The organism is uncultured Planococcus sp. (genome assembly GCF_947501725.1).
Taxonomy (GTDB): Bacteria; Bacillota; Bacilli; order Bacillales_A; family Planococcaceae; genus Planococcus; species Planococcus donghaensis_C.
The window spans coordinates 1-20836 of sequence record NZ_CANMXD010000020.1 but is presented as its reverse complement, the minus strand read 5'-3'; the positions used below and the strand labels follow the sequence as shown (position 1 = coordinate 20836).

The 20836-nt window shown below is 48.6% G+C and carries 22 protein-coding genes; 4 read left to right on the top strand and 18 right to left on the bottom strand.

The genetic code is table 11. The annotated features are described in order from the left end of the window. Positions 1-383: 383 nt before the first annotated feature. Together Q0785_RS19785 and Q0785_RS19780 are read left to right on the top strand one after the other, a co-directional pair. Positions 384-1718 carry a hypothetical protein gene (locus tag Q0785_RS19785; protein WP_298834411.1) on the top strand — a complete coding sequence of 445 codons (1335 nt, stop codon included), beginning with the start codon at positions 384-386 and terminating at the stop codon, positions 1716-1718. Positions 1719-1775: 57 nt separating this feature from the next. Further along, on the top strand, positions 1776-2747 hold the full coding sequence (locus Q0785_RS19780) for a class F sortase (RefSeq protein ID WP_298834408.1): 972 nt from the start codon (positions 1776-1778) through the stop codon (positions 2745-2747). Positions 2748-2796: 49 nt separating this feature from the next. Here Q0785_RS19780 and Q0785_RS19775 read toward each other — a convergent pair whose 3' ends face one another. The 3 genes from Q0785_RS19775 to Q0785_RS19765 are packed head-to-tail and all read right to left on the bottom strand — an operon-like array spanning position 2797 to position 4759. Continuing rightward, complete coding sequence (locus tag Q0785_RS19775) at positions 2797-3300, bottom strand: methylated-DNA--[protein]-cysteine S-methyltransferase (RefSeq protein WP_298834405.1); 504 nt, start codon at positions 3298-3300, stop codon at positions 2797-2799. Continuing rightward, positions 3297-4193 (bottom strand): DNA glycosylase, encoded by an 897-nt coding sequence (locus tag Q0785_RS19770; RefSeq protein ID WP_298834402.1) that lies wholly within the window; start codon positions 4191-4193, stop codon positions 3297-3299. Before Q0785_RS19770 ends, Q0785_RS19775 begins: the two co-directional genes overlap by 4 nt. Next, positions 4190-4759, bottom strand: a complete 570-nt coding sequence (locus Q0785_RS19765) for an Ada metal-binding domain-containing protein (RefSeq protein WP_298834400.1) — start codon at positions 4757-4759, stop codon at positions 4190-4192. Before Q0785_RS19765 ends, Q0785_RS19770 begins: the two co-directional genes overlap by 4 nt. Positions 4760-5013: 254 nt before the next feature. On the opposite strand from Q0785_RS19765, the gene Q0785_RS19760 reads away from it, so the two are divergent. Then, the gene (locus Q0785_RS19760; RefSeq protein WP_223636456.1) at positions 5014-5370 is read left to right on the top strand and encodes a hypothetical protein; all 357 of its coding nucleotides are present in this window, start codon (positions 5014-5016) and stop codon (positions 5368-5370) included. Between the two features lie 86 nt (positions 5371-5456). Here Q0785_RS19760 and Q0785_RS19755 read toward each other — a convergent pair whose 3' ends face one another. Next, the gene (locus tag Q0785_RS19755; protein ID WP_298834396.1) at positions 5457-6344 is read right to left on the bottom strand and encodes a fumarylacetoacetate hydrolase family protein; all 888 of its coding nucleotides are present in this window, start codon (positions 6342-6344) and stop codon (positions 5457-5459) included. A 260-nt stretch (positions 6345-6604) separates the two neighbouring features. On the opposite strand from Q0785_RS19755, the gene Q0785_RS19750 reads away from it, so the two are divergent. Further along, positions 6605-7564, top strand: a complete 960-nt coding sequence (locus tag Q0785_RS19750; RefSeq protein WP_298834394.1) for a sugar-binding transcriptional regulator — start codon at positions 6605-6607, stop codon at positions 7562-7564. Positions 7565-7827: 263 nt separating this feature from the next. Here Q0785_RS19750 and lpdA read toward each other — a convergent pair whose 3' ends face one another. From lpdA to Q0785_RS19680, 14 genes are all read right to left on the bottom strand, one after another. Continuing rightward, positions 7828-9210, bottom strand: a complete 1383-nt coding sequence (lpdA, locus tag Q0785_RS19745) for a dihydrolipoyl dehydrogenase (RefSeq protein ID WP_298834390.1) — start codon at positions 9208-9210, stop codon at positions 7828-7830. Between the two features lie 13 nt (positions 9211-9223). Further along, positions 9224-10558 (bottom strand): dihydrolipoamide acetyltransferase family protein, encoded by a 1335-nt coding sequence (locus Q0785_RS19740; protein WP_298834387.1) that lies wholly within the window; start codon positions 10556-10558, stop codon positions 9224-9226. A 13-nt stretch (positions 10559-10571) separates the two neighbouring features. Continuing rightward, complete coding sequence (locus tag Q0785_RS19735) at positions 10572-11555, bottom strand: alpha-ketoacid dehydrogenase subunit beta (RefSeq protein WP_298834384.1); 984 nt, start codon at positions 11553-11555, stop codon at positions 10572-10574. A gap of 24 nt (positions 11556-11579) precedes the next feature. After that, positions 11580-12563: a thiamine pyrophosphate-dependent dehydrogenase E1 component subunit alpha gene (locus Q0785_RS19730; RefSeq protein ID WP_298834381.1), complete on the bottom strand. Its 984-nt coding sequence runs from the start codon at positions 12561-12563 to the stop codon at positions 11580-11582. 137 nt (positions 12564-12700) lie between these two features. Continuing rightward, complete coding sequence (locus Q0785_RS19725) at positions 12701-13048, bottom strand: bh protein (RefSeq protein ID WP_223636434.1); 348 nt, start codon at positions 13046-13048, stop codon at positions 12701-12703. A 58-nt stretch (positions 13049-13106) separates the two neighbouring features. Further along, positions 13107-14432 (bottom strand): NAD(P)-dependent oxidoreductase, encoded by a 1326-nt coding sequence (locus Q0785_RS19720; RefSeq protein WP_298834374.1) that lies wholly within the window; start codon positions 14430-14432, stop codon positions 13107-13109. Positions 14433-14449: 17 nt separating this feature from the next. Beyond that, a complete protein-coding gene (locus tag Q0785_RS19715) occupies positions 14450-14815 on the bottom strand; it encodes a PTS glucitol/sorbitol transporter subunit IIA (RefSeq protein ID WP_298834371.1) in 366 nt (121 codons plus the stop codon). Between the two features lie 31 nt (positions 14816-14846). After that, entirely contained in the window at positions 14847-15902 is a 1056-nt protein-coding gene (locus tag Q0785_RS19710) for a PTS glucitol/sorbitol transporter subunit IIB (protein ID WP_298834368.1), read from the bottom strand. A 35-nt stretch (positions 15903-15937) separates the two neighbouring features. Beyond that, positions 15938-16465 carry a PTS glucitol/sorbitol transporter subunit IIC gene (locus Q0785_RS19705; RefSeq protein ID WP_223636426.1) on the bottom strand — a complete coding sequence of 176 codons (528 nt, stop codon included), beginning with the start codon at positions 16463-16465 and terminating at the stop codon, positions 15938-15940. A gap of 12 nt (positions 16466-16477) precedes the next feature. Next, entirely contained in the window at positions 16478-16864 is a 387-nt protein-coding gene (locus tag Q0785_RS19700; protein WP_298834365.1) for a transcriptional regulator GutM, read from the bottom strand. Between the two features lie 268 nt (positions 16865-17132). After that, a complete protein-coding gene (locus Q0785_RS19695; RefSeq protein WP_298834362.1) occupies positions 17133-17819 on the bottom strand; it encodes a FusB/FusC family EF-G-binding protein in 687 nt (228 codons plus the stop codon). Between the two features lie 337 nt (positions 17820-18156). Next, positions 18157-19371, bottom strand: coding sequence for an amidohydrolase (locus tag Q0785_RS19690; protein ID WP_298834359.1), 1215 nt, complete (start codon positions 19369-19371; stop codon positions 18157-18159). 32 nt (positions 19372-19403) lie between these two features. Beyond that, a complete protein-coding gene (locus tag Q0785_RS19685) occupies positions 19404-19556 on the bottom strand; it encodes a hypothetical protein (protein ID WP_298834356.1) in 153 nt (50 codons plus the stop codon). A 173-nt stretch (positions 19557-19729) separates the two neighbouring features. After that, on the bottom strand, positions 19730-20428 hold the full coding sequence (locus tag Q0785_RS19680) for an amino acid racemase (RefSeq protein WP_298834354.1): 699 nt from the start codon (positions 20426-20428) through the stop codon (positions 19730-19732). Positions 20429-20836 lie beyond the last annotated feature (408 nt).

The following is a 20836-nucleotide window of genomic DNA, read 5'->3' as shown; positions in this document are numbered from 1 at the left end:
ATTGACACGTCCTTTGATTTGGTAGTTTCAGTATGTCGAAAACCGTTTAGTCGTGTCCACTTTTAAGTCTAATCTCAATTCCATGCTAAATACTGTCCAACTCAACTTGAATACTGTCCAAACGCCCCTATTTACCTGCCAACCCCAAATTCCAACACAGAAAAGAACAGAATGGAAACAGTTTGCCCCGGCAAACTGCCTTTGTCCGTGAGTAAAACCTGCTCACGGACGCCAACCTCTCATTCATCTCCATATAGAAGCTATAGTTATTGATCAGCTCGCTCGGCGTACAATTCTTTTATTTTTATATGAAAAGAGTGATCTAATTCCAGAACCCCTCCGTTATGTGTGTAAGAAACTTAAAAAAGAGGAGTGGTTTTATTATGAAATGGAGAAAAGTTTTAGCACCTGTACTTGGAGCCGCACTTTTGGTTCCCGGAATGGGAACAGCAGCATTCGCGGATGAACTTCCGCCAACGGAAACGACAGGCGTGGAACTTCGCGCCACACTGGATTCCTTATTGTCGGAGCATTATGCGCTGGCTGTCGATTCTATGATGAAAATCTATGATGGAGACGAAGCGGCAGAAGCATCAATCGCAGCATTGGATGCCAACGCTGCGGACATGGAGCCGGTCATCGCTTCAGTTTACGGCGAAGAAGGCGGAGCTGCTTTCGTTGAAATTTTCGATAAGCATAATATGGGCACGGACGATTACGCTGCCGCTGTTAAAGCAGGCGACGAAGCCATGCAGGAAGAAGCGTTAACAGAAATCCAGTCGTTCGTTGACGACATGGGCGCATTCCTCGGCACTGCAACAGAAGGGAATCTTCCAGAAGACGGCGCGACTGCCGCTCTTCGTGAGCATGAAGATTTCGTTCAAGAAACATTTGATCTGTATGTAGAAGGTGATTACGAAGCGGCTTATACTTCTTACCTGGAAGGCTTCACGCAAATCTTCGGAGCCGGAAGCGCCATCAGTGGAGCGATTTCCGCTCAGTTCCCGGATCAGTTTTCTGATCCGAACACACCAGCCGGCGATTTCCGTTCAACAGTCAACCGCATTGCAGCCGAGCATTTCGCTTTGGCGCAACTGAGCATGACAAAAGGCTATAATGGATCTGAAGACTTTGATTTTGCAGATTGGGCACAAGACCAGAACACCGAAGAATTCCGTGCAGCACTTGCTTCTGTCTACGGTGAAGAAGCGAGCAACCAATTTGTTGAACTTTGGAACAACGAACACATTTCTGTTCAAGGCGACTTGGCTACCGCTGCAGCAGCTGACGATCAGCCAGCTGTAGAAGAAGCGACAACTACGTTGACCAGCACATTTGCAACTGACCTTGGAACATTCCTGAACAGCGCAACTGAAGACCGCATGCCTTTGGATGAAACCATTGCAGGTGTACAAGCACATGAAACTTCAGTTGTAGATACATTCCAGCAATACGTATCAGGCGATTATGCAGCATCTTATGAAAACTACCGTGCAGGCTATGCGATCATGTTTGATATCGGTAAAGGATTGAGCGGCGCAATCGTTGATCAATTCCCGGAGAATTTCGAAAACACAGCACCTGAAAAAATGCCGGCCACAGGACTCGGCGGCACTGCTAACCAATCCAACACCATGATTCTTTGGATCACATTGAGCATGATGATCTTATTGGCTGCTGGAACAATTACGTATCGTCAAAGTAAAAACCAGCAATAATAGTTCAGGGAGGGCCACTGGCTCTCTCTGTTCCTGATTGGAAAGGAGGGAATGCAGATGAAGCAGCTTGTCACCATGGGAACGGCGATTGTTTTATGTCTCGTCTTGTTCATCATATTGAAGCCTTTAGCGGCCAGTCCGACGATTGAAGAAGATGCCGAATTGATCGACCAGAATGAACCAATAGAACAAGCCGCAGCTGAAGAGAAAACGGCCGGCAACTATGTCGACAAAATTGCGGAGTTTCCTATCCTTCCGGAACAACGGGAAAAGCTGCAGATGCTGCAGCGGGAACGCCAGGAAAGCATTAGAGGCATGGAGCCTTCGCAGATTGAAGTCCCTTCGATCGGTGTTAAAGCAAACATCGAGCCGACCGGTATTCTGGATAACGGCGAAATGGGTGTGCCGGAAGACGTGGATCAAGTTGGGTGGTTTGAACCCGGTTTTAAAGCTGGCGCCAAAGGCAACGCCGTATTAGCTGGACATGTCGACAGTTTGACGGGACCAGCAGTCTTTTATGAACTGAAAGACGTAAAAGTTGGAGAAACTGTAGTTCTGACCGACGCGGATGGGCGCAAGATGGTGTTTGAGGTGAAAAACTTGACCAGCTATGAAACCGACGAAGCGCCGATTGAAGAGATTTTCGGCAGCTCGGACAAGCGGATGATCAATTTAATCACCTGTACCGGCGATTTCAACCGTGACATCGGCTCCCACGAAGAGCGCCTGGTCGTTACCGCCGAACTCGTTTCCGATTCAAGCGTCCAGGAAAAACAGCCGAAGCCTCCGGCAAACGTCATGGCTTCTGCTTTCAACATCTCCTGGCACGCGGTGCGAGATGACGCAATCATCGGTTACCGCATCTATGAAGAAAATATCAAGACAGGCGAAATAGAAAAAATTGAAACGGTCTCCTTGTTCGACAGAAAGAAAGTCGAACTCAAAACGGATGCTGACAAGCGCTATTTCGTCACTTCTGTGGATGTTGACTTGAATGAGTCTGAAAAAGCGGAAGCGCAGACGAAATGAGTAGTGTATTTGCAAAACCCCCAGCTAATGTCGATTAGCTGGGGGTTTATTATGTTTTATTAACGGATTGAAGATTTTTTCCAACCTTTTTTTCATGCCGCAACAGCCATTCTTTCCGGGTCAATGTCCCGGCGTAGCCGGTCAGTTTGCCGGTCGATCCAATGATCCGGTGGCAAGGCACAACAATGGTCAGCTTGTTCTTGCTGTTGGCATTCCCCACTGCCCTTACGGCTTTTTCGCTGCCGACTGCTTTAGCAATCGCCCCGTAGGAGACGGTTTCTGCATATGGAACTTCGGTCAATGCCGACCAGACTTTCTGCTGGAATGGAGTGCCGGTTGATTCGAAGGGAATGTTGAATTCCATGCGTTCTCCCTTAAAGTATTCCTCCAGCTGCCGCTGGCAATCCACTATGACCGATGGACTATCCGGTCCGATTGGGTAGTCCAATTCAACTTTTTCACTGAACAGGATCGACAGGATTGCCCTTTCGGTCCCGATGATTTCCACGACGCCGATCGGGGATTGGAATTCAGCTTTGTGCAATTCATTCATAATAAAGACCTCCATAGATAGAATGTGGCATAAGCCTGCCACCCTTCCCAATTTTTCGCCAGCTCTGCAATTTCTGCCAGTGTCGGTTTCCGGTCGAGTTGCAATTGGGCTTTCAAAGCATTATGCAGGCCAACATCCGCGAACGGAAAGGCTGATTGGCTGTGCAGGCATTTCATCATGACGTAATTAGCCGACCAGGCGCCGATTCCCCGAATTTCCAGTAAAGAACGCTCCATGTCCGGTTGCATGAGCAGCGTTTCCTTATTCAATCCGCCTTTCGCCATCGCCGTGGCAATGCCAAGAATGTATTCCGCTTTTCTGCCCGTCAGCTGCAAAGCTTTTAAGTCCGCAACAGTCAGCGCGGCAATTGTCTCAGCCTCTGGAAATGTCCAATAACGTTCGCCTTCGTAAGTCAGGGATTCCCCGAAGTTTTCGACAAACCTCTTCTTCAAACTGTAGGCGAAAGTCAGATTGATTTGCTGTCCCATAACTGCCCAGACCAGGGCTTCAAACAAGTCCGGTACGCCAATCACCCGCAACCCATAATATTTTTGAACAACGCTGTTCAAAACCGGATCCGTTTCCGCCATCACAAAAAATTCCCGCAGGTCTGTTTTCAAGTCAAACCAGTCCACTACAAAGACTGCAGCCATTTCTCTTTCCCGCACAGATGGCGCGCCCAATGGAAATTCGAGGCGCAAATTTCCAGTCGACGGTCTGATATGAAACAGCACAAGCTGTCCATTGAGCTTCAGCAGTTTGGTGATTTTGCCTCCATCCAGGCGGTACAGATTTTCCTGCGAAGACCGGCCCAGATGGACAAGGCATTCAGCAAAATTAAAATCAGCAGGCGTCGAAATTTCCGTATACAGTTCATCGTGTACTTTTTTCATGAAGTCATCGCCTCGCTCTGCTTTCGAAATTCAGTTGGTGAGTATCCCTTCAGCTTGCGGAATATTCTATAGAAATTGGATGGACTTTGAAAACCGGCTTCAAAACATATAGCAAGATTGGACAGATCAGTGTATTCCAACAGGTGTGCTGCCTTGTCGACCCTAATCCTCTCCAGACAGGAACGCGGCGTTTCAGACGTTTCCTGCTTGAATACACGCTCCAGGTAAAACGGGCTCATGCCGACATGGTCAGCAATGGACGGCAGGTTGATGCTTTCCCTGTAGTTGGCCGTCAGGTAAGCCATCACTCTGCGTGTCAGTTCTTCATCAGGTGAAAATTCCGTTTCGGGTTGGCATCTTTTGCATGCCCGGAATCCATTCGATTCAGCTTCAACCATGGTCGTATAAAATGTGACGTTGCTCTTTTTGGGCTTCCGGGATCTGCAGGATGGCCTGCAGTAAATTTTGGTTGTTTTGACTGCTGTGTAAAAAAGACCGTCGTATTTCCGATCACAAGCCATGACTTTTTCCCACATCTCATCAAAAGACAAATTTTCCTTTTCCATCATGCCGTCTCCTTCCGCTCGAATCCTATGCAAATGCTTTATTTAATTTATCTATCTGTTTGCTTCATTATATCCCAGTGCTGCGGGATCTTCAGCTTTGTGCTTCCCGCTGTTATCTCCAGTTTATAACCGGGAGCCGGAACATGCATCCTCATTCTTGCCTTTACGGTCTGAAAATCATAAGCGGAAAAATTTTAATTCCAGCCGCCTTCTCTTATAATGGGTAAGATGCCTATGAAAGAAGGAATAAGTTCATGATACAAATTTTTTGGTACATATATGCTGCACTTCTAGCCACGTCCACGATTGGTTTTTTCATTCATGGCGGCTACCGAAGCCCTGTTTTCCTGATCGACCTGGCATTTACAGTCATTGCCTGGGTAGGCCTGTTCGGGTTTGTCACCCATCACCAGATTTTCACGCCTTTTGTCTGGCAAGTGGTTCTTGCGGCTGTGGTCTTATGGGATTTGTTGTTTTTCTTTTTCATCAAGTCGCATGTCACTGTGGAAGACCCTGAAGCCGGCACTGCATCCATGACCATTATTTCCGGCGCGTTGATGCTGGTATTGCTGGGACCACTTTATTACGCTTTATTCCAATATGCCTTTTAAGATTTGACTCTGCTACATGCCAAAGACCGCTGTACTCCAATTTCAGGTTGGGAGCGCAGCGGTCTTTTTTTTTGCGGATAGACAACTTACCTACCCGGCTTCAAATCTTCCACTGGGTTCTCGAGCGGTTCGAACCCATCAATCCGGCAACTCACTACATCCCCATGCCGGATCACCACGGCTCCCGGGGTTCCGGTCGAAATGATGTCGCCTGGCAGCAAAGTCATTACCTTGGAATGGAATGAAATCAGAAACTGCGGCTGAAAGGTCATATTCGAAACCGTATTCTCCCGGTGAACTTCCCCGTTGATGACAGTCGCCACCTTCAGCTCGAGTACATCCTCCACTTCGTCCGGCGTAACCAGCTGTGGACCAAAACTGAAAAATGTATCGAAGCTTTTGGCCCGCGTCAAATAACGTGGATTTTTCTGCAGGATATCCTCTGCTGTCATATCGATAATTGTCGTATAGCCGGCTATGACACCGAGCGCCTCTTCTTCCGAAACATCCCTGCATTCTTTGCCGATGATGATGCCAAGTTCAGATTCGGCAGTGGTGCGCTCCGATTGCAACGGCACCTGAATGGTATCCCCCGGACCGATAATCGTCGTGTCAGGTTTCATAAAACTTGCCGGTTCGGTGTTGGGTGAGACTTCATGCAGGTCGGCCGCGTGCTCCACATAATTCAAACCGATTCCCCAAATTTTTCGCGGATGGCGATAAAGCGGTGCGTAGCTGACCTGATCGAACGGAATGATCAGTTCCTTAAAGGACTCCTCTTTTGTCTTTTGCTGGAATTCATCTTGAAACCAATGGTTCAACGCGTTCAATTGATCCGATTCCATCAGTTCCAATAGATTCGTTGCCCATTGCTGGTTAAACGTATCGTTCAACCGCTCAAACGGCACCACTCCGGATGCCAGTACTAAGGCAACCATTTCTTTTTCTGATTGTTTGATTGTCGCTAAACGCAATTAATTCATTCCTCCCTCGCATTCAATTCTGCGATAAACCCAAAACTTGTGCGGCTTATGCCTATTCTTATTTTACCTTATTAATTGACGGAAAATTCTATTATTAATATAAAAAACATTCCAAGGTCGAAGGTTTTGGGAGCATTTACCTTTTGCAACGGTGTACAAAGAAAGGGGGAAATCGTATAATGGAGACATGAAAGCGGTTAACAAGCTGGACTTTACAGCCGCAAATCGGACTCTGACAAGAAGGTGCAACGATGATGAATTGGGAAGAACGCAGACAGATCGTAAAGGTCGCTAACCTCTACTATTTCGACGGTCAGACCCAGGCGCAAATCGCCAGCAAAATGGGTGTATCCCGACCGGTGATTTCAAAACTGCTGAATAAGGCAAGGGAAATGGGCATAGTGGAAATTTACATCAAAGATGAGAATGCTCATACAGTGGAATTGGAGCAGCAGCTGGAAAAAGCGTATGGCCTGAAAGAAGCTTTGGTTGTGCCTGCAGCCAATTTAGGCACCGACATGATTAAACATGCCCTTGGAAAAGCGGCGGCTTCCTATGTATCCAAAAATATCAAAGACATTAAATCACTGGGTATATCATGGGGCAGCACCTTATCTAAATTTGTACAGGAATACCCGTATGAACAGCATCGCGACCTCCAAATTGTCCCGCTGGTCGGGGGAATGGGCCGGAAATTTGTAAACATCCATTCAAATCTGCTCGCTTATCAGCTGGCTCAAAAGATGAACTCTTATTGTTCTTATCTGTATGCACCTGCCATGGTGGAATCTGTGGAATTGAAAGAGCGGCTGATCCAGTCGGAGGATATCGCCATGGTACTGGAAGAAGGGCGCAATGTGGAAATGGCGGTTGTCGGACTTGGCAATCCATTCGAAGGCTCGACTATGGTCGATATGAAGTATCTGACTACAGAAGATTTGGATTCATTGAAGAGTGCTGGGGCTGCAGGAGATATCGGTTCGCGCTTTTATGACGCGGACGGCAACCAGATCAAGCATCCGTTGAATGACCTGGTCATCGGCCTGGATCTGAAAGAGTTCAAGAACATCCCACAGGTCGTCGGCATTGTCGAAGGCGCCCATAAAGTGGAAAGCCTTAGAGCCGCTTTAAAAGGCGGTTACCTGGACGTATTGATCATCGATGACGTTACGGCAGACTTGTTGCTTCAACCTAAAAAGCCAATGGACTGAACTAGGTTACATATGTTCTAAAAAAGCCGATTGGCTTGATGCTTAGTGCATCAGGCCAATCGGCTTTTCAGCTTAAGAAAGTAGAGTATTTTAGTGCTTTTCTTTATTGTCCAGACTCTGGCTGGGCGCTTCCGCTTTTCTAGTTGTCCAGACTCCAGCGCCCAGAACCTCGGGGTCTTAAGTCAATTTGCCTGTGCGGCACAAAACGCCGCTTCGGCAAACCGCCTTAAGCCTGTCGGTTCTAAACGGGCGCTTCCGCTTTTCTAGTGATGCACGCCCCTCCCCAACCAAGAGGCAGCGGCTTCATACAGGCTTTCGGAAACTGTCGGATGCGCATGGATCATGGTAGCCAGCTCATCGACTGTGCCTTCCAACCGCATATAGGCGGACGGTTCCGCAATCATTTCCGTCACATGGGGGCCGACCATGGAAACGCCCAGGATTTCTCCGTAGGTGGTGTCGGCAATCAATTTGGTGAAGCCTTCTTTTTCATCCAATGTCAATGCTTTGCCGTTTCCGGCATGATCCACTTTCACCACTTTGAAAGGGATGCCTTTTTGTTCTGCTTCTTCTTCGGTCATCCCGACACTGGCAATTTCAGGGTTTGTGTAGACGCAGCGCGGCACCACATGATAATCAATCGTTTCTTCCTGTCCTGCTGCATTAGCTGCAGCCACCAAGCCTTCGGCACTCGCTACATGCGCAAGCTGCCAATTGCCGACCAGATCGCCGGCTGCGTATATATTCGGAAGGCTGGTGGCCATCTTTTCATTCACTTTCACGAAAGGGCCGTTCATCTCCAGCTCCAGGGAGTTGAATGCCGAGGTATTGGGTGACCTGCCGACCGACAGCAGAATCATGTCTGTCTGCACGGTTTCCTTGTGCCCATTCTCATCCTCGACATGAATCAGCCGAGCCTCGTCTCCCTGCTCCACTGCCGTCACTTTGGTTGACGTTAAAATGGTGATGCCTTTCTTCTTCAGTGATTTTGCCAGAACTTTTGCAGCTTGCGGATCTTCGCTCGGAACAATACTGCCGCTCATTTCAATGATCGTGACAGGCACGCCGATGGCAGCGAAGATGCAGGCAAATTCCACACCGATGATGCCGCCTCCAACAATGACCAGAGAGGCCGGAATTTCCGTGATGTCAAAAATCGTATCGCTGGTATGGAAATTTCCTCTCTCCAGACCTGGAATAGGCGGGACAATCGGTTTCGACCCAGTGGCTAAAATGATTTTATCAGCTTTGATCGTTTCCTGATTCCCATTTAGGTCGACTTGAATGACGCCATCCGCCTGCACTTCTCCGTAGCCATTCAAGACATCGATTTTTCCTTGTTTCATTAAATAGGCAATACCGGTCCGAAGTTTTTGAATGACTTCATCTTTGCGTTCCATCATTTTGGATAAGGATACGGTGACCGGTCCTGTTTCAATGCCCCAGCTTTTGGCTTTCTCGATGCTTTCGATGACTTCGGCGTGCCGCAGCAAAGTCTTGGAAGGAATACAGCCACGGTTGAGGCATGTTCCGCCAAGTTCACGCGCTTCCACCAAGGCCACTGTCCTGCCAAGCTTGGCGGCTCTGATGGCCGCCACATATCCAGCTGGTCCGCCGCCGACCACCGCCACTTCATAAGTCTTCAATAGGATCTACCCCTTACATTAATAATTCAAATGGATTTTCAAGCACTGCCTTCAAATCGGTTAGAAATGCAGCCGCCGGTGCTCCATCGATGACACGGTGGTCAAATGACAGCCCAACTCCCATCATAGGGCGAAGCACAATCTGGCCATTCAGGCCAACGGGCTTTTCATTGATTCGACCGATGCCAAGAATCGCCGATTCCGGCTGATTGATGACCGGGTTGAATGTATCGACTGCATACATTCCGAGGTTGCTTATGGTGAAGGTGCCTCCTGACATTTCGTCCGGCTTCAATTTGCTGTCTTTGGCTGCCTGTCCGGCTGTTTTGCAGGCTATTGTAAGTTCAGCCAAGCCTTTCTGGTCGGCGTCTTTGATGACCGGCACCACCAGTCCATCTTGGAGTGCCACCGCCAATCCGACATTAATGGCTTCATGATGGACAATTTCATTGCCTTCCAATGAAACATTGATGTTCGGATGCCGCTTCAACGCATGGGCAGTCGCTTTTAAGATAATTTCGGTATAACTGATCCGGTAACCGGTCTGTTTTTCGATCGGGCCCAGCAATTGCTTGCGCATCGCCACCACTTCAGCCATATCGATCTCACTATTGAGGGTGACATGCGGTGCGGTCGTTTTGCTGTGGAGCATCCGGTCTGCTACGGCTTTCCGGATTCCTGCCATTTTCACCCGTTTAGCCGGTGCCGCTTGAGAAGCCGCCGGTTGCTTGGCTTGCTCTACGTCTGCCCGGTAAATCCTGCCTCGCGGACCGCTGCCGCTGACTTCCTGTAATTCCACACCTTCCGCTTTCGCTACTTTTTCAGCAAGCGGCGTAGCACTGCTGGAAGCGGTGGCGGCGGAAGCCGTGGCAAATCCTTCAACATCCGCCTGGTGAATCCGCCCTTTCGGACCTGAGCCTTCGACTTCTGTGAGGCTGACTTCCCTTTCCCGGGCGACTCTTCTGGCAGCCGGAGTTGCCCGGACTTTTTCCGGCTGTTCAGAGGGCTGCTCCTTCGATTCGGCTTGTTCCTGTTGTTGGGGTGCTTCCTTAGCGACGGGTTTGCCGCTTACGCCGGACTCTCCCGGTGGCGATTCGGGAACTTCTTCCCCTGCTTCACCGATATAGCCGACAACATGGTTGATCGGCACTTCATCGTCTTCTTCAAAATAGCGTTTCAGCAAGGTGCCTTCCTCATAGGACTCGACTTCTATATTGATTTTATCGGTCATGATTTCAAATAACGGTTCTCCGACTTCGACCGAATCTCCTTCTTCTTTGAACCATTGAAGCAAGGTGCCGACTTCCATGGTACTGCTCAGTTTCGGCATGAAAATTTCTTTGGCCATCTGTTTTTCCTCCCTACAGGCGGTTTAGCGTTTCTTTGACAGCTGTGACGATATCAGCCACTCCTGGAACCGCCGCTTTTTCCAGCTCCGGATTATAAGGAATCGGAACCGCTTTTCCGCCAAGCCGCTTGATGGGCGCATCCAGATAATCGAAGGCTTCACTTTCTGCGATCAGGCTGGCAATTTCGCCGCCGAATCCACCGCGCTTCACCGCTTCATGGACCACGACCAGACGACCAGTCTTTTGGACGGACTGGACAATGGTATCGATGTCGAGCGGCACGAGCGTCCGCGGGTCAATCACCTCGACGTGGATGCCTTCTTTTTCAAGTTCCTCAGCGGCCTCCAACGCTCGATGGACCATGATCGCTGTCGCGACGATCGTCACATCCGTTCCTTGTTTCTTGATATCGGCTTTGCCCAGCGGAATCGAATAGAGCTCTTCGGGAACATCGGATTTCGTCCGGTAGCAAAGTTTATGTTCATAGAAGATGACCGGGTTGTCATCATCGATCGCCGCCTTCAGTAATCCTTTGGCGTCGTAAGCTGTTGAAGGCTGGACCACTTTCAGCCCAGGTATATGGGCCATCCAGGCTTCCAGACTTTGCGAATGCTGCGCTGCAGCCCCCGTACCAGAGCCGGCTGGCGTCCGGAGCACCATGGGCACTTTTCCTTTCCCTCCGTACATATAACGGATCTTTGCTGCCTGGTTGACCATGTTGTCCATTGCGATGGTCATGAAATCGGAAAACTGCAGCTCCAGGATCGGCCGCATACCCGTCAGCGCCGCTCCAACTGCTGTTCCCGAGATGGCCGCTTCTGAAATAGGCGTATTGCGGATCCGTTCCGGACCAAACTCTTCTATCATTCCACGGGTGACACCGAATGCGCCGCCATAGACGCCGATGTCTTCCCCTAATATAAAGACATCTTCGTTGTCACGCATTTCCTGGCTCATGGCTTCTCTTACTGCTTCTAAATAGGTCAGCTCTCTCATGCGTCGATTCTCCTTTACTCCGCCTTATGCGTAAATGTCTTCCATCAGAGCATCCAAAGTCGGCTCTGGACTGTTTTTTGCGAATTCAACTGATTCTTCGATTTCCTTTTTGGCTTCAGCTTTAGTTTGATCGGCTTCCTGTTGCGTGAAAATCCCTTGCTCGATCAGTACTTCGGCCATCAGCTTGATGGGATCCCGAAGCAGCCATTCTTTTTCTTCCTCACGTGTCCGGTACTTTTTGGCATCGCTCTTCGAATGTCCTTTGGAACGGTATGTTTTCGCTTCGATAATGGAGGGCCCTTCTCCGTTTCGCGCCCGCTCTACAGCTTCGCTGACTCCATTCATGACATCGAACACATCGTTGCCATCGACCACTTTCCCTGGAATTCCGTAGCTTGCCGCACGTGCGGCAATATCTTCGATGTTGATCATTTCCCGCACCGGCCCCGACATGCCGTATTGATTGTTTTCGCAAATGAAGACTACCGGCAATTTCCAGATGGACGCCAGGTTGATTGCTTCGTGGAAACTGCCTTCATTCGAGGCACCGTCCCCGAAGAAGCACAGGACGACATAGCCGGCATTTTTCATCTGTGAAGTCAGTGCAGCTCCTGCAGCAATCGCAAAGCCGCCTCCTACAATGCCGTTGGCTCCGAGATTTCCTTTGTCGACGTCTGCAATATGCATCGATCCGCCTTTGCCTTTGCAGTAACCCGTTGTCCGCCCGAAAAGTTCAGCCATCATACCATTTACGGTTGCCCCTTTGGCGATACAATGCCCATGGCCGCGGTGCGTACTGGTGATCTTGTCCTGCTCTTCCAGAACAGCGATGGAACCGACGGCAGAAGCTTCTTGTCCGACACTCAAATGTGTAGTTCCATGAATCATCCCTTTTGCGAAAAACTCGTCCACTTTTTCTTCAAAAAAACGGATCAGCCACATCTGCTTGTACAAATCCCTTAATTCCGTTTCTTTAATTTGCGGCGGCAATTTCAGTTTCTGTGTCATGTGTCTTCCTCCTTTTACATATGTTCATATACGTGACATATGTAAAATATAATATTTTTTGATTATTTAGTCAAGTTAATCGAAAGGGCCACCCCTCTCGAATGGTTATGGAGAAGTCTGGCCCTTGGACAGCAACATTATTTAACTCTGCTTTTTTTCTGCTTGTACTGCTTGATTATTTTCCGGGAAGCATTGACGTCCTTCAGCAGACGATACGGCTTGCTGACCGTCCGCACAGGAAGGGAAAGCAGCAGGTGGCTCAAGTCGTCTTTGTATTCCTGCGTGATCCGTGTCGGCTTCGAGGAAATCCGGTCATAGACTTCTTTATAGAACTTCTTATTGACGTCCACTTTGAGCTTCTTGGTCTTGTTGCATTGCTCACATCGGATGCTTTTTATATCATCGTTGATATACGTGATTTCATGATTCACTTCTTCTTTGCAATGGTTGCAGAATAAAGCCGCTTCCATAGTTTTGATTTCCATGTTTGGACACCTTCTCATTCAGTTGATTGGGTTTTTCCTCTACATGAGATTGGACGGGCTAGGCTTTTACCGAAATCTCTCTTTCAGCTTCCGCTTTAAACGTGTCATCCTGCATGCGGCGCAGACGCCAAATCGTCGAATCTTTAGTTTGTTCGACATCGTCATAGCTGATGATTTCGCCTTTTTTGATATCCCGCTTTAAGCGGACGTTCTTATCAACCAATCCCAGCGGCAATGCATTTTTATCCCGTGCTTCCTGCGCTGTGAGGATATGGCCGTATACTGTGAATCCTCCGATGCTGTCCAGGAAATCACCTGCTGCCAGATCGATTTTCGCTACGGTCACCGTTTCGGCTTGGAGCCCGTGCCAAGGCGCTATCGTCGCTTCATTGTAGATATAAGCACGCGCAATCGAAATCGGTGTTTCCAGGCTGGTCAGATGATACGGACGATAAAGCACATAATTCGGCCCATCCCCCATACTCAAATACTTCAGCTCGTGATTCACTTCTTCTTTTTCAGAAGCGATGATGGCGAATACGCCGGGTGCAATGCCGTTGATGTATTCAACAATCCGCTTATTGCTGACTTCTCCGCCGTCTTCCTTCAATTTGAAGATTTCAGGCAAGCCTTTCACGTCGCTGACAAAGCCATGCATGCCTGGTTTATCAGGTAAAAAGCCTGTGGCATTTGCCACTGCTGTCATTTCGACCATGGTTTTTGTGCCATCCTGGAAAGAAGCGAGCATTTTCGGGCTGGCTCCTTTTCGGGCAGCCTCTTCCGCTGCAGTATCAGGATTTGCATTCAGGTTCAACGGATTATTCTTGCCTTTTCCAAGCGCTACCACTTCAAAGCCCAGTGCATCGGCGAAATCGAATAATTCCATAATAGCTCCCGGCTCATCACCCGCAGAACCCGTGTAGACCACGCCGCTGGCATCGGCCATTTTCTTCAAAACAACCCCTACCGTAACGTCAGCCTCCACGTTCAGCATGACGATATGCTTACGGTTGAGGATGGCGTCCCAGGCAATCTTCGCTCCGATGTCCGGTACTCCCGTGGCATCCACGACGACATCGACTTCCGGCAATGAGGTGACCAGTTGGGCATCTGTTGTCGCTACGACCTTGCCTTCCTTGACGGCCGCTGCCGCTTGCTGGACGCTATTGGTTTCGACGACATCATCTGCTGAAACCCCTGATTTCACATATGCGTTGGTGACATTGGCGATTTGAATATCCGCAGTGGCAACGACACGCATGCCCGCCATGCTTTCAATCTGCGAGATCATTCCCCTTCCCATCTGGCCGGCTCCCACTACACCGACTTTGATTATTTCACCATTGCGCTCAAGTTCTTCAAGTTTTCTATTTATCCCAAGCATGAACTAACCTCCTCTTTTTAACGCTTTACAATCCGGATCGTGGCGCCGATTTCCAATTCAGGCAGCGCCTTATCTTCCACACACATCGTTCCAGGCAAGCTGGCGTCTGTTTCACCGTTGAAGGCGATGGTGCAATGGCCGATTTCTTCGAGTGTGTCATTCACCTTGCTTCCGACAAATAAAATCTCATACCGCTGTCCGTTGATCTCCAACACATCGCCGGACTCGACTTTCTCGAGAAGGTCCGCCCGTTCATGGATCACGCCGATCGACCTCAATGATTCAGGAACTGTGTCATTGAAAATGACCAGCATATTTTCATCTAAAAAGATTTCCACTTCTTCACCGATTTCCGTTATTTTCGCCTCGTATTTTTTTGTCATGATATCCTCCACCTTATTACCTCCTTATTTTCTAGCTGTACAGACCGAAACTGAACAAGTATGCAATGACAACCGCGAGCGGTCCGGTGATAACACGTGACAGCAAGACCGCTGGAACCCCGACTTCGATGGTTTCCGGCTCCGCTTCTCCCAATGTCAGGCCAACCGGCACGAAATCCGCCCCAACCTGTGGATTGATGGCAAACAGGGCAGGCAGCGCCAATTCCGGCGGGATGTTCCCGCGTCCGATTTCCACACCGACCAAAACCCCGACTACTTGGGCAATAACTGCACCCGGTCCAAGCAATGGCGACAGGATCGGCAATGCACAAATAACTGACAGGATCAGCAAGCCGCCAATATTTCCTGCTAATGGCGAAACGAAGTTGGCGATCAAGTCACCGATTCCCGTAAAAGTAATAATCCCGATCAGCATACTGACAAAAGCCATGAACGGCAAAATGTTCTTCAGCACCTGATCGATGGTTTCCCGGCCGGCTTGATAGAAGATCCCGACCACTTTACCGGCTCCGCGGCCGATTCTCTCGATGATATTCATTTTTTCAGGCTTCTGCTTATAGCCGGCTGCTTTTTGTTTCGCTTCTTCTTTTATCTCCTGCGGCGTTTTTTGGCGAGCTGCCGGACTCTCCACTTTTTCGACCGCGTCCTCTACAGCGTCCTGGTCTTCGTATGGAGCCGCTACTGCACTGATGTTTTCAAGTTTCACTCCAGACACGAAATTCTCTTCATTGATGAATTTCATCAATGGTCCCGATGGTGAGGTCGCGTTGACATTGACCGTCAGAATGTTCATCTTCGGGTAAACGCCGCAGCGGGCCGTTCCGCCGCAATCGATGATGACGCAGGCCATGGTTTCTTTATCGTACGAACCTTTAAATCCATCTACCGCTTCGGCACCGGTCAGTTTCGCAATTTCTTCTGCTACGGGATGAATGCCACCGCCTGTTACCGACACAATATAGCGCTTTTCTTCATTTGGCCGAATGGTCAACGGACCGCCCCAACCGCCTCTGCCTTTCGTTACTGTCACCGGCTTAAAATTCAATGGCGTCTGAATGCTGCTCATTTTCTTTGCCTCCCTTTTTTAGACCACTCGGTTAGTTAGACTTCCATGCCTCGTGATTTCATCATACGTACCGTGATGATTTCTGTGACGATGCCCCGGATCAGAATGACGATCACCCCTACGATAAAGAAGCGGATCGCCAATGGCCCAAGCGAAAAGCCCAATTGGGTGATTCCTGCGGAAATTCCCAGATACACAAACAACTCAGCAGGATTGGCATGTGGGAACAAGCCTGTAATCGGATGCACAAAAGATACTGCTGAATCATAGAATGCCGGTTTTTGTTTTTCCGGCAGAAATTTCCCGAAGGTATAGGCCATCGGGTTGGTCAGGAAGAAAACCGCTAAGACAGGAAACAGCGAATAGCGCAAAATGATATTCTTCGTGCTTCTGCGCGCTAGGTTGTTGATGCGCTCTTCCCCCACCAAACGGATAAATGCATTTACGGCTGTGATCAGAACAACAAGCAACGGAATGATGCCGGTTACCAAGCCGACAAAAACATCGCCGCCTGCTTGGAACATGCCAATAAACCCTTCTGCCAATCTAACTAAAAAGTCCATTATTCTTCCTCCTTATACCGCTAGATTTGTCTTTTCATTCATCTGCGCCTCTATCTTTTCAATTGCCATTTTAAAGGCCAGATCCATCGGTTCCCCGTTAAGGCCTTCCAACACAGTTCCCAACGGCATGCCAATGTACTTCGTGAATGGTTCAAAACGGCTGAACACTGTAACGCCATGCATCAACCGGCTTTCTACCACGGTTCCGGCTTCATCAGTCACCAAAATTGCTACCGCCCCTATTCCCAGTTTCTGTTTTTGAATCCCTACACCCAGATATCCTGAAGGCCTTCTGCTCAACTCCCTGATCGTGCCATGATAATTCTTCAACTGCGCTTTGGCCATCCAAAGTTGAAGCAGCCAGACTGCAGCAAACAAAACGATGAACCATCCCCACATGGATTTCCGCCTCCCTTTTTTACATTTGTTCAGTGTCGTGACATTTGATATTACCATCATTATAAAAGCGCTTTCACTATAAATCAATACTTAATTAAAAGAAAATTCTAATTATTTAAACCATGCCTTTTCTTTATTCGATCGGAAAATGAAGGCTATAATAGAAGGCATAAAACAAACGAGTGATCTCATTAGCTTTTCCGATAGAAAAAGAACCGCTTCCGGAAGTCATTAACATGACTTCCGGAAGCGGTTCTTATGTGCTTTGCTATTTCTGGAACTGTCCGATAAACTCATTCAGACGATCCAGGGTTTTGACATGCTCATTGCAGGCAGCGGAATCCTGGCAAATGTAATTTCCCCGCTTGATGAACTGATCCTGCCCGGAGCTTTTTGTTTTAGCGATGAACATGCCGACTTCGCTGTGGCGGTTGCAAATAGTGCAGATGCCTTGCTTCGCACTGCGTGTAAAGCTGCCTTGGACACCGATCAACCGATTGTTTTCATCCGCCACCAAATACATGAGATTGGAACTTTCCGTCCACGCCAAATAGGAAGTTCTGCCGAAGTTGATGGTCTCGAATTTTGGACCTTTGAACTTTTTTGCTTTAGGGAATAACTTCTTTAATCCTTGGTCAGTAACTGCTTTGAATGGAATGACGTACGGCTGAAGTTGCCCCAGAAATGCTTCTGCATCGCCAAGTTCCTTCACCTGTACCAATGGGTTGAGGATCCTCTTCTGCTCTTCGGTAAGTGAAGGAAATAATTTATAGACTTTTTCGTGTGCGAGATGCCTGAGTACATTCAATACCTCAGCATCATTTGCGCTGGCTTGTCCCGCCACCAGGATTCTTGTCTGGTCCTTGATGAAATTGTATTGGTCATTCCGGATAAACGCTTTTGGGTTGTCCGCTGTGCTGCCACTGTTCTGGTTCGTTTCTTTTACATGGATCATGTGAGACCACTCCTTATGTTTTTTCGGATGGATGTATAAGGAAGGAAGCCTGGCACGATGGACTGCGCTGTTTGGCGGGAGCGATTTGTTCTTGCGTGTACCCCATGCAAAGTATCGCCTCTCCAACTACCAGGCTTTGCATGAGTTTTTTCTGACGCTGACAATTGAACAGCGATTGTCATCTGATACCACCTCCTTTAAAGGCAAGGGTTTTGCTTGTGGTTTTATCTTACTTTATCCCGCGTTTATTTTCCATCTCGCAGATTTTAAAAGTCTGCGTTAAAAAAATGAAGAAAAAAAGAACCGCTCCTTTAGGGGGAACGGTTCTACTCCAAACTTAGCTCTGCTGGCCATAATCACAAACTACATATGCGACCGCTTTAGCGGCAACCAGCAAGGCATCTTCATCGATATCGAATTTCGGATGATGGTTAAAAAAGACTTCCGACTGCCCTTTCGGTTTGCAGCCGATGTTGAAAAACAGCCCTGGTGTTTTTTCCAAGTAATAAGCGAAGTCTTCCGAACCGGAAAATACCGGGTATTCGACCACTTCCTTGATATCGGGATCGTCGGCTTTTTTCAGGATGGCTACGACCTCTTCCGTTACGGCCTCATCGTTTTTCAGCGGCGGGTAATCGGCAGTGTAGACCAAATCGCATTTCACATCAAACTGTAGTTCAATGCCGCTGACAATACGATGGATTTCCCGGTCGATCAGCTGCTGCGTCTTGTCGTTCATGTAACGGACATCGCCTTCGATTTCAATGCTGTCTTTGATGATATTGAATGAACCCTTGCCATCAAAGGAGCCGATCGTCACTACGCCCATTTCAAATGGATTGAGGCGACGGCTGACCACTGTCTGTACGGCGGTGATGAAATGAGCCCCCGCGACAATCGGGTCATTGGCATTCTGTGGAGACGAGCCATGGCCGCCGCGTCCCTGAATTTTCAGCTTGAAGTACGTTCTGCCCGCCATGGCATAGCCGCTTCGGTAGCCGATGGTCCCGGCTGGATCGGTTGGGAACAGATGGGTGCCGAAAACCGCATCCAGGTCATCGAGCACACCGGATTCCACGATGCTTTTCGCTCCGCCCGGTGGTGTTTCTTCTGCATGCTGGTGAATGATTTTTATGGTGCCTGACAGTTCTTCTTTCAATTGGATCAGGCAGTCTGCCAACACCAACATATAAGCTGTATGGCCATCATGGCCGCAGGCGTGCATGACTCCCGCGTTCTGGGACTTGAACGGAACATCCACTTCCTCGTGAATCGGCAGCGCGTCAAAATCGGCGCGCAGGCCAATGGTCTTGCCGGGCTTGCCGCCTTTGATGGTGACGATGATGCCGAAACCGTTTCCGACATTTGTCTGCACTTCGACATCTTTCCCTTGATAGAAATCAGCTATGTACTGCGCAGTTTTTTCTTCTTTGAATGACAGCTCCGGATGCTGGTGAAGATGGCGGCGGATCTGGATCATTTCCTCCTTCCGGCTATCGAGCCGATTCAAAAGTTGTTGCTTGAGATGAGATGACTGGTTTTGCTGTACCATTTTGCATTCCTCCTAATTTTTACTCTTAAGGCTTATGCTTTCGTCTTTTTCAGTTTTTCCAGAAGCAGGCAGATGATCACCAATCCGAATATACAGCAGAAAGCTTTCAGTGAAGTCGGCACGGGACCAAGGTTGACAGCCAAAGCCAAGGCGATGCCGCTCGCTCCCCATAATGGCTTTTGCATGGCCGACTGGCTCAACAAACCAGAGGACCCCGAATACGGCGGCATACGCCAGAAAACTGATTTTATCATAAAGAAAGGGATTACAGGATTTCTGTAACTTTTTTGGTTCTGCTATTAAACAAGCGAAAAAAAATCTCTACCTGGAAGGAAAACCTATTCTCCCACTGACCTGTTCAGCCTGTCGTCATCATTTCGACAATCTTAGCAACATGGACTTCCACTGTGTTCAATTGCGGGATAGACAGATCCTCTGGCTTGAAAATCATCGGAAACTCCGTGCATCCAAGAATCAGCCCTTCGATTTCATGTTGTTCGATCATCCGTTCAACAATCGCCAGAAACTCTTTTTTCGTTTCCTCATTGACGATTCCCTGCTCCAGTTCCTTGACGATTTTTTCATGAATGTATTGTTGTTCCCGTTCATTCGGCACGAAAATCTCTTTTCCATTGATCTTGAATGGTTCTTTGAAAAAATCATTTTCCATGGTGAACTGGGTTCCGAGCAAACCAATTTTCCGGAGTTCCAGCTGTCGGGCTTTCTGGTACGTTTCTTCAACGATGCTTACCATCGGGATGTTCACTTTCTGCTGCACCTGGTCAAAGACGATATGCGGCGTATTCGCTGAAATGACCGCAAAATCAGCTCCTGCCCGTTCCAGGCTCAGTACGGCGGCCGCTAGATATTCCGCCAGTTCTTCTTCCTGTCCGGTTTCAAGCAAGTCGAAAATTTTATACATATTGATGCTGTAGATCAGCAGTTCCGGCAAAGTTTCCTGACTACCGGTTTGTTCCTGAAATTTGTTGATGATGGATTGGTAGTAGTCGACAGTTGACTCAGGTCCCGTACCGCCAATCATTCCAAGTTTTTTCATGGGGCTCTTCCTCTCTTCGTCTGTCATTTACTGCAGCCGTTCCAAATTCCTAAATCGCTCTTACTTGAAAATTCCCTAATAGGAAGAAGTAAAACTTTACAACAAAAAAAGAGCTGCAAGGTGCAGCTCTCAGACTGTAGACAAAGTTTGACCAAAATGTATGGCGGTGCATAATCCTCAAGCGGTCCGGCCACTTCGCTTTCCGAGGGCTCAGCTTCAGACTGTATTGAACACCATGCTCCTGCATCGCTGCGCTAGCTTCGTCGCAAAGGCTTGACCTCACAAGTTTCGGCCAATGCCTTTCCTGCGGGGTCTTCAGCTATCGCTGATTCCACAGGAGTCTTCGTGGCCAGCCCGTTTGGGAGCGTGTTGCTTCAATCAAAGAGAGAAGCTTGCTAGTCGATATCA

Bases quoted from the DNA above. Each gene is read 5' to 3' on its own strand.
- Q0785_RS19785 (WP_298834411.1), top strand. From the start codon at position 384: ATGAAATGGAGAAAAGTTTTAGCACCTGTACTTGGAGCCGCACTTTTG.
- Q0785_RS19730 (WP_298834381.1), bottom strand. From the start codon at position 12,563: ATGACACAGAAACTGAAATTGCCGCCGCAAATTAAAGAAACGGAATTA.
- Q0785_RS19720 (WP_298834374.1), bottom strand. From the start codon at position 14,432: ATGCTTGGGATAAATAGAAAACTTGAAGAACTTGAGCGCAATGGTGAA.
- Q0785_RS19685 (WP_298834356.1), bottom strand. From the start codon at position 19,556: ATGCAAAAGCCATTATGGGGAGCGAGCGGCATCGCCTTGGCTTTGGCT.
- Q0785_RS19770 (WP_298834402.1), bottom strand. From the start codon at position 4,193: ATGAAAAAAGTACACGATGAACTGTATACGGAAATTTCGACGCCTGCT.
- Q0785_RS19695 (WP_298834362.1), bottom strand. From the start codon at position 17,819: ATGATCCATGTAAAAGAAACGAACCAGAACAGTGGCAGCACAGCGGAC.
- Q0785_RS19715 (WP_298834371.1), bottom strand. From the start codon at position 14,815: ATGACAAAAAAATACGAGGCGAAAATAACGGAAATCGGTGAAGAAGTG.
- Q0785_RS19760 (WP_223636456.1), top strand. From the start codon at position 5,014: ATGATACAAATTTTTTGGTACATATATGCTGCACTTCTAGCCACGTCC.
- Q0785_RS19775 (WP_298834405.1), bottom strand. From the start codon at position 3,300: ATGAATGAATTGCACAAAGCTGAATTCCAATCCCCGATCGGCGTCGTG.
- Q0785_RS19780 (WP_298834408.1), top strand. From the start codon at position 1,776: ATGAAGCAGCTTGTCACCATGGGAACGGCGATTGTTTTATGTCTCGTC.
- Q0785_RS19700 (WP_298834365.1), bottom strand. From the start codon at position 16,864: ATGTGGGGATGGTTCATCGTTTTGTTTGCTGCAGTCTGGCTGCTTCAA.
- Q0785_RS19765 (WP_298834400.1), bottom strand. From the start codon at position 4,759: ATGGAAAAGGAAAATTTGTCTTTTGATGAGATGTGGGAAAAAGTCATG.
- Q0785_RS19680 (WP_298834354.1), bottom strand. From the start codon at position 20,428: ATGAAAAAACTTGGAATGATTGGCGGTACGGGACCTGAGTCAACTGTC.
- Q0785_RS19735 (WP_298834384.1), bottom strand. From the start codon at position 11,555: ATGAGAGAGCTGACCTATTTAGAAGCAGTAAGAGAAGCCATGAGCCAG.
- Q0785_RS19750 (WP_298834394.1), top strand. From the start codon at position 6,605: ATGATGAATTGGGAAGAACGCAGACAGATCGTAAAGGTCGCTAACCTC.
- Q0785_RS19705 (WP_223636426.1), bottom strand. From the start codon at position 16,465: ATGGACTTTTTAGTTAGATTGGCAGAAGGGTTTATTGGCATGTTCCAA.
- Q0785_RS19725 (WP_223636434.1), bottom strand. From the start codon at position 13,048: ATGGAAATCAAAACTATGGAAGCGGCTTTATTCTGCAACCATTGCAAA.
- Q0785_RS19740 (WP_298834387.1), bottom strand. From the start codon at position 10,558: ATGGCCAAAGAAATTTTCATGCCGAAACTGAGCAGTACCATGGAAGTC.
- Q0785_RS19710 (WP_298834368.1), bottom strand. From the start codon at position 15,902: ATGAGCAGCATTCAGACGCCATTGAATTTTAAGCCGGTGACAGTAACG.
- Q0785_RS19690 (WP_298834359.1), bottom strand. From the start codon at position 19,371: ATGGTACAGCAAAACCAGTCATCTCATCTCAAGCAACAACTTTTGAAT.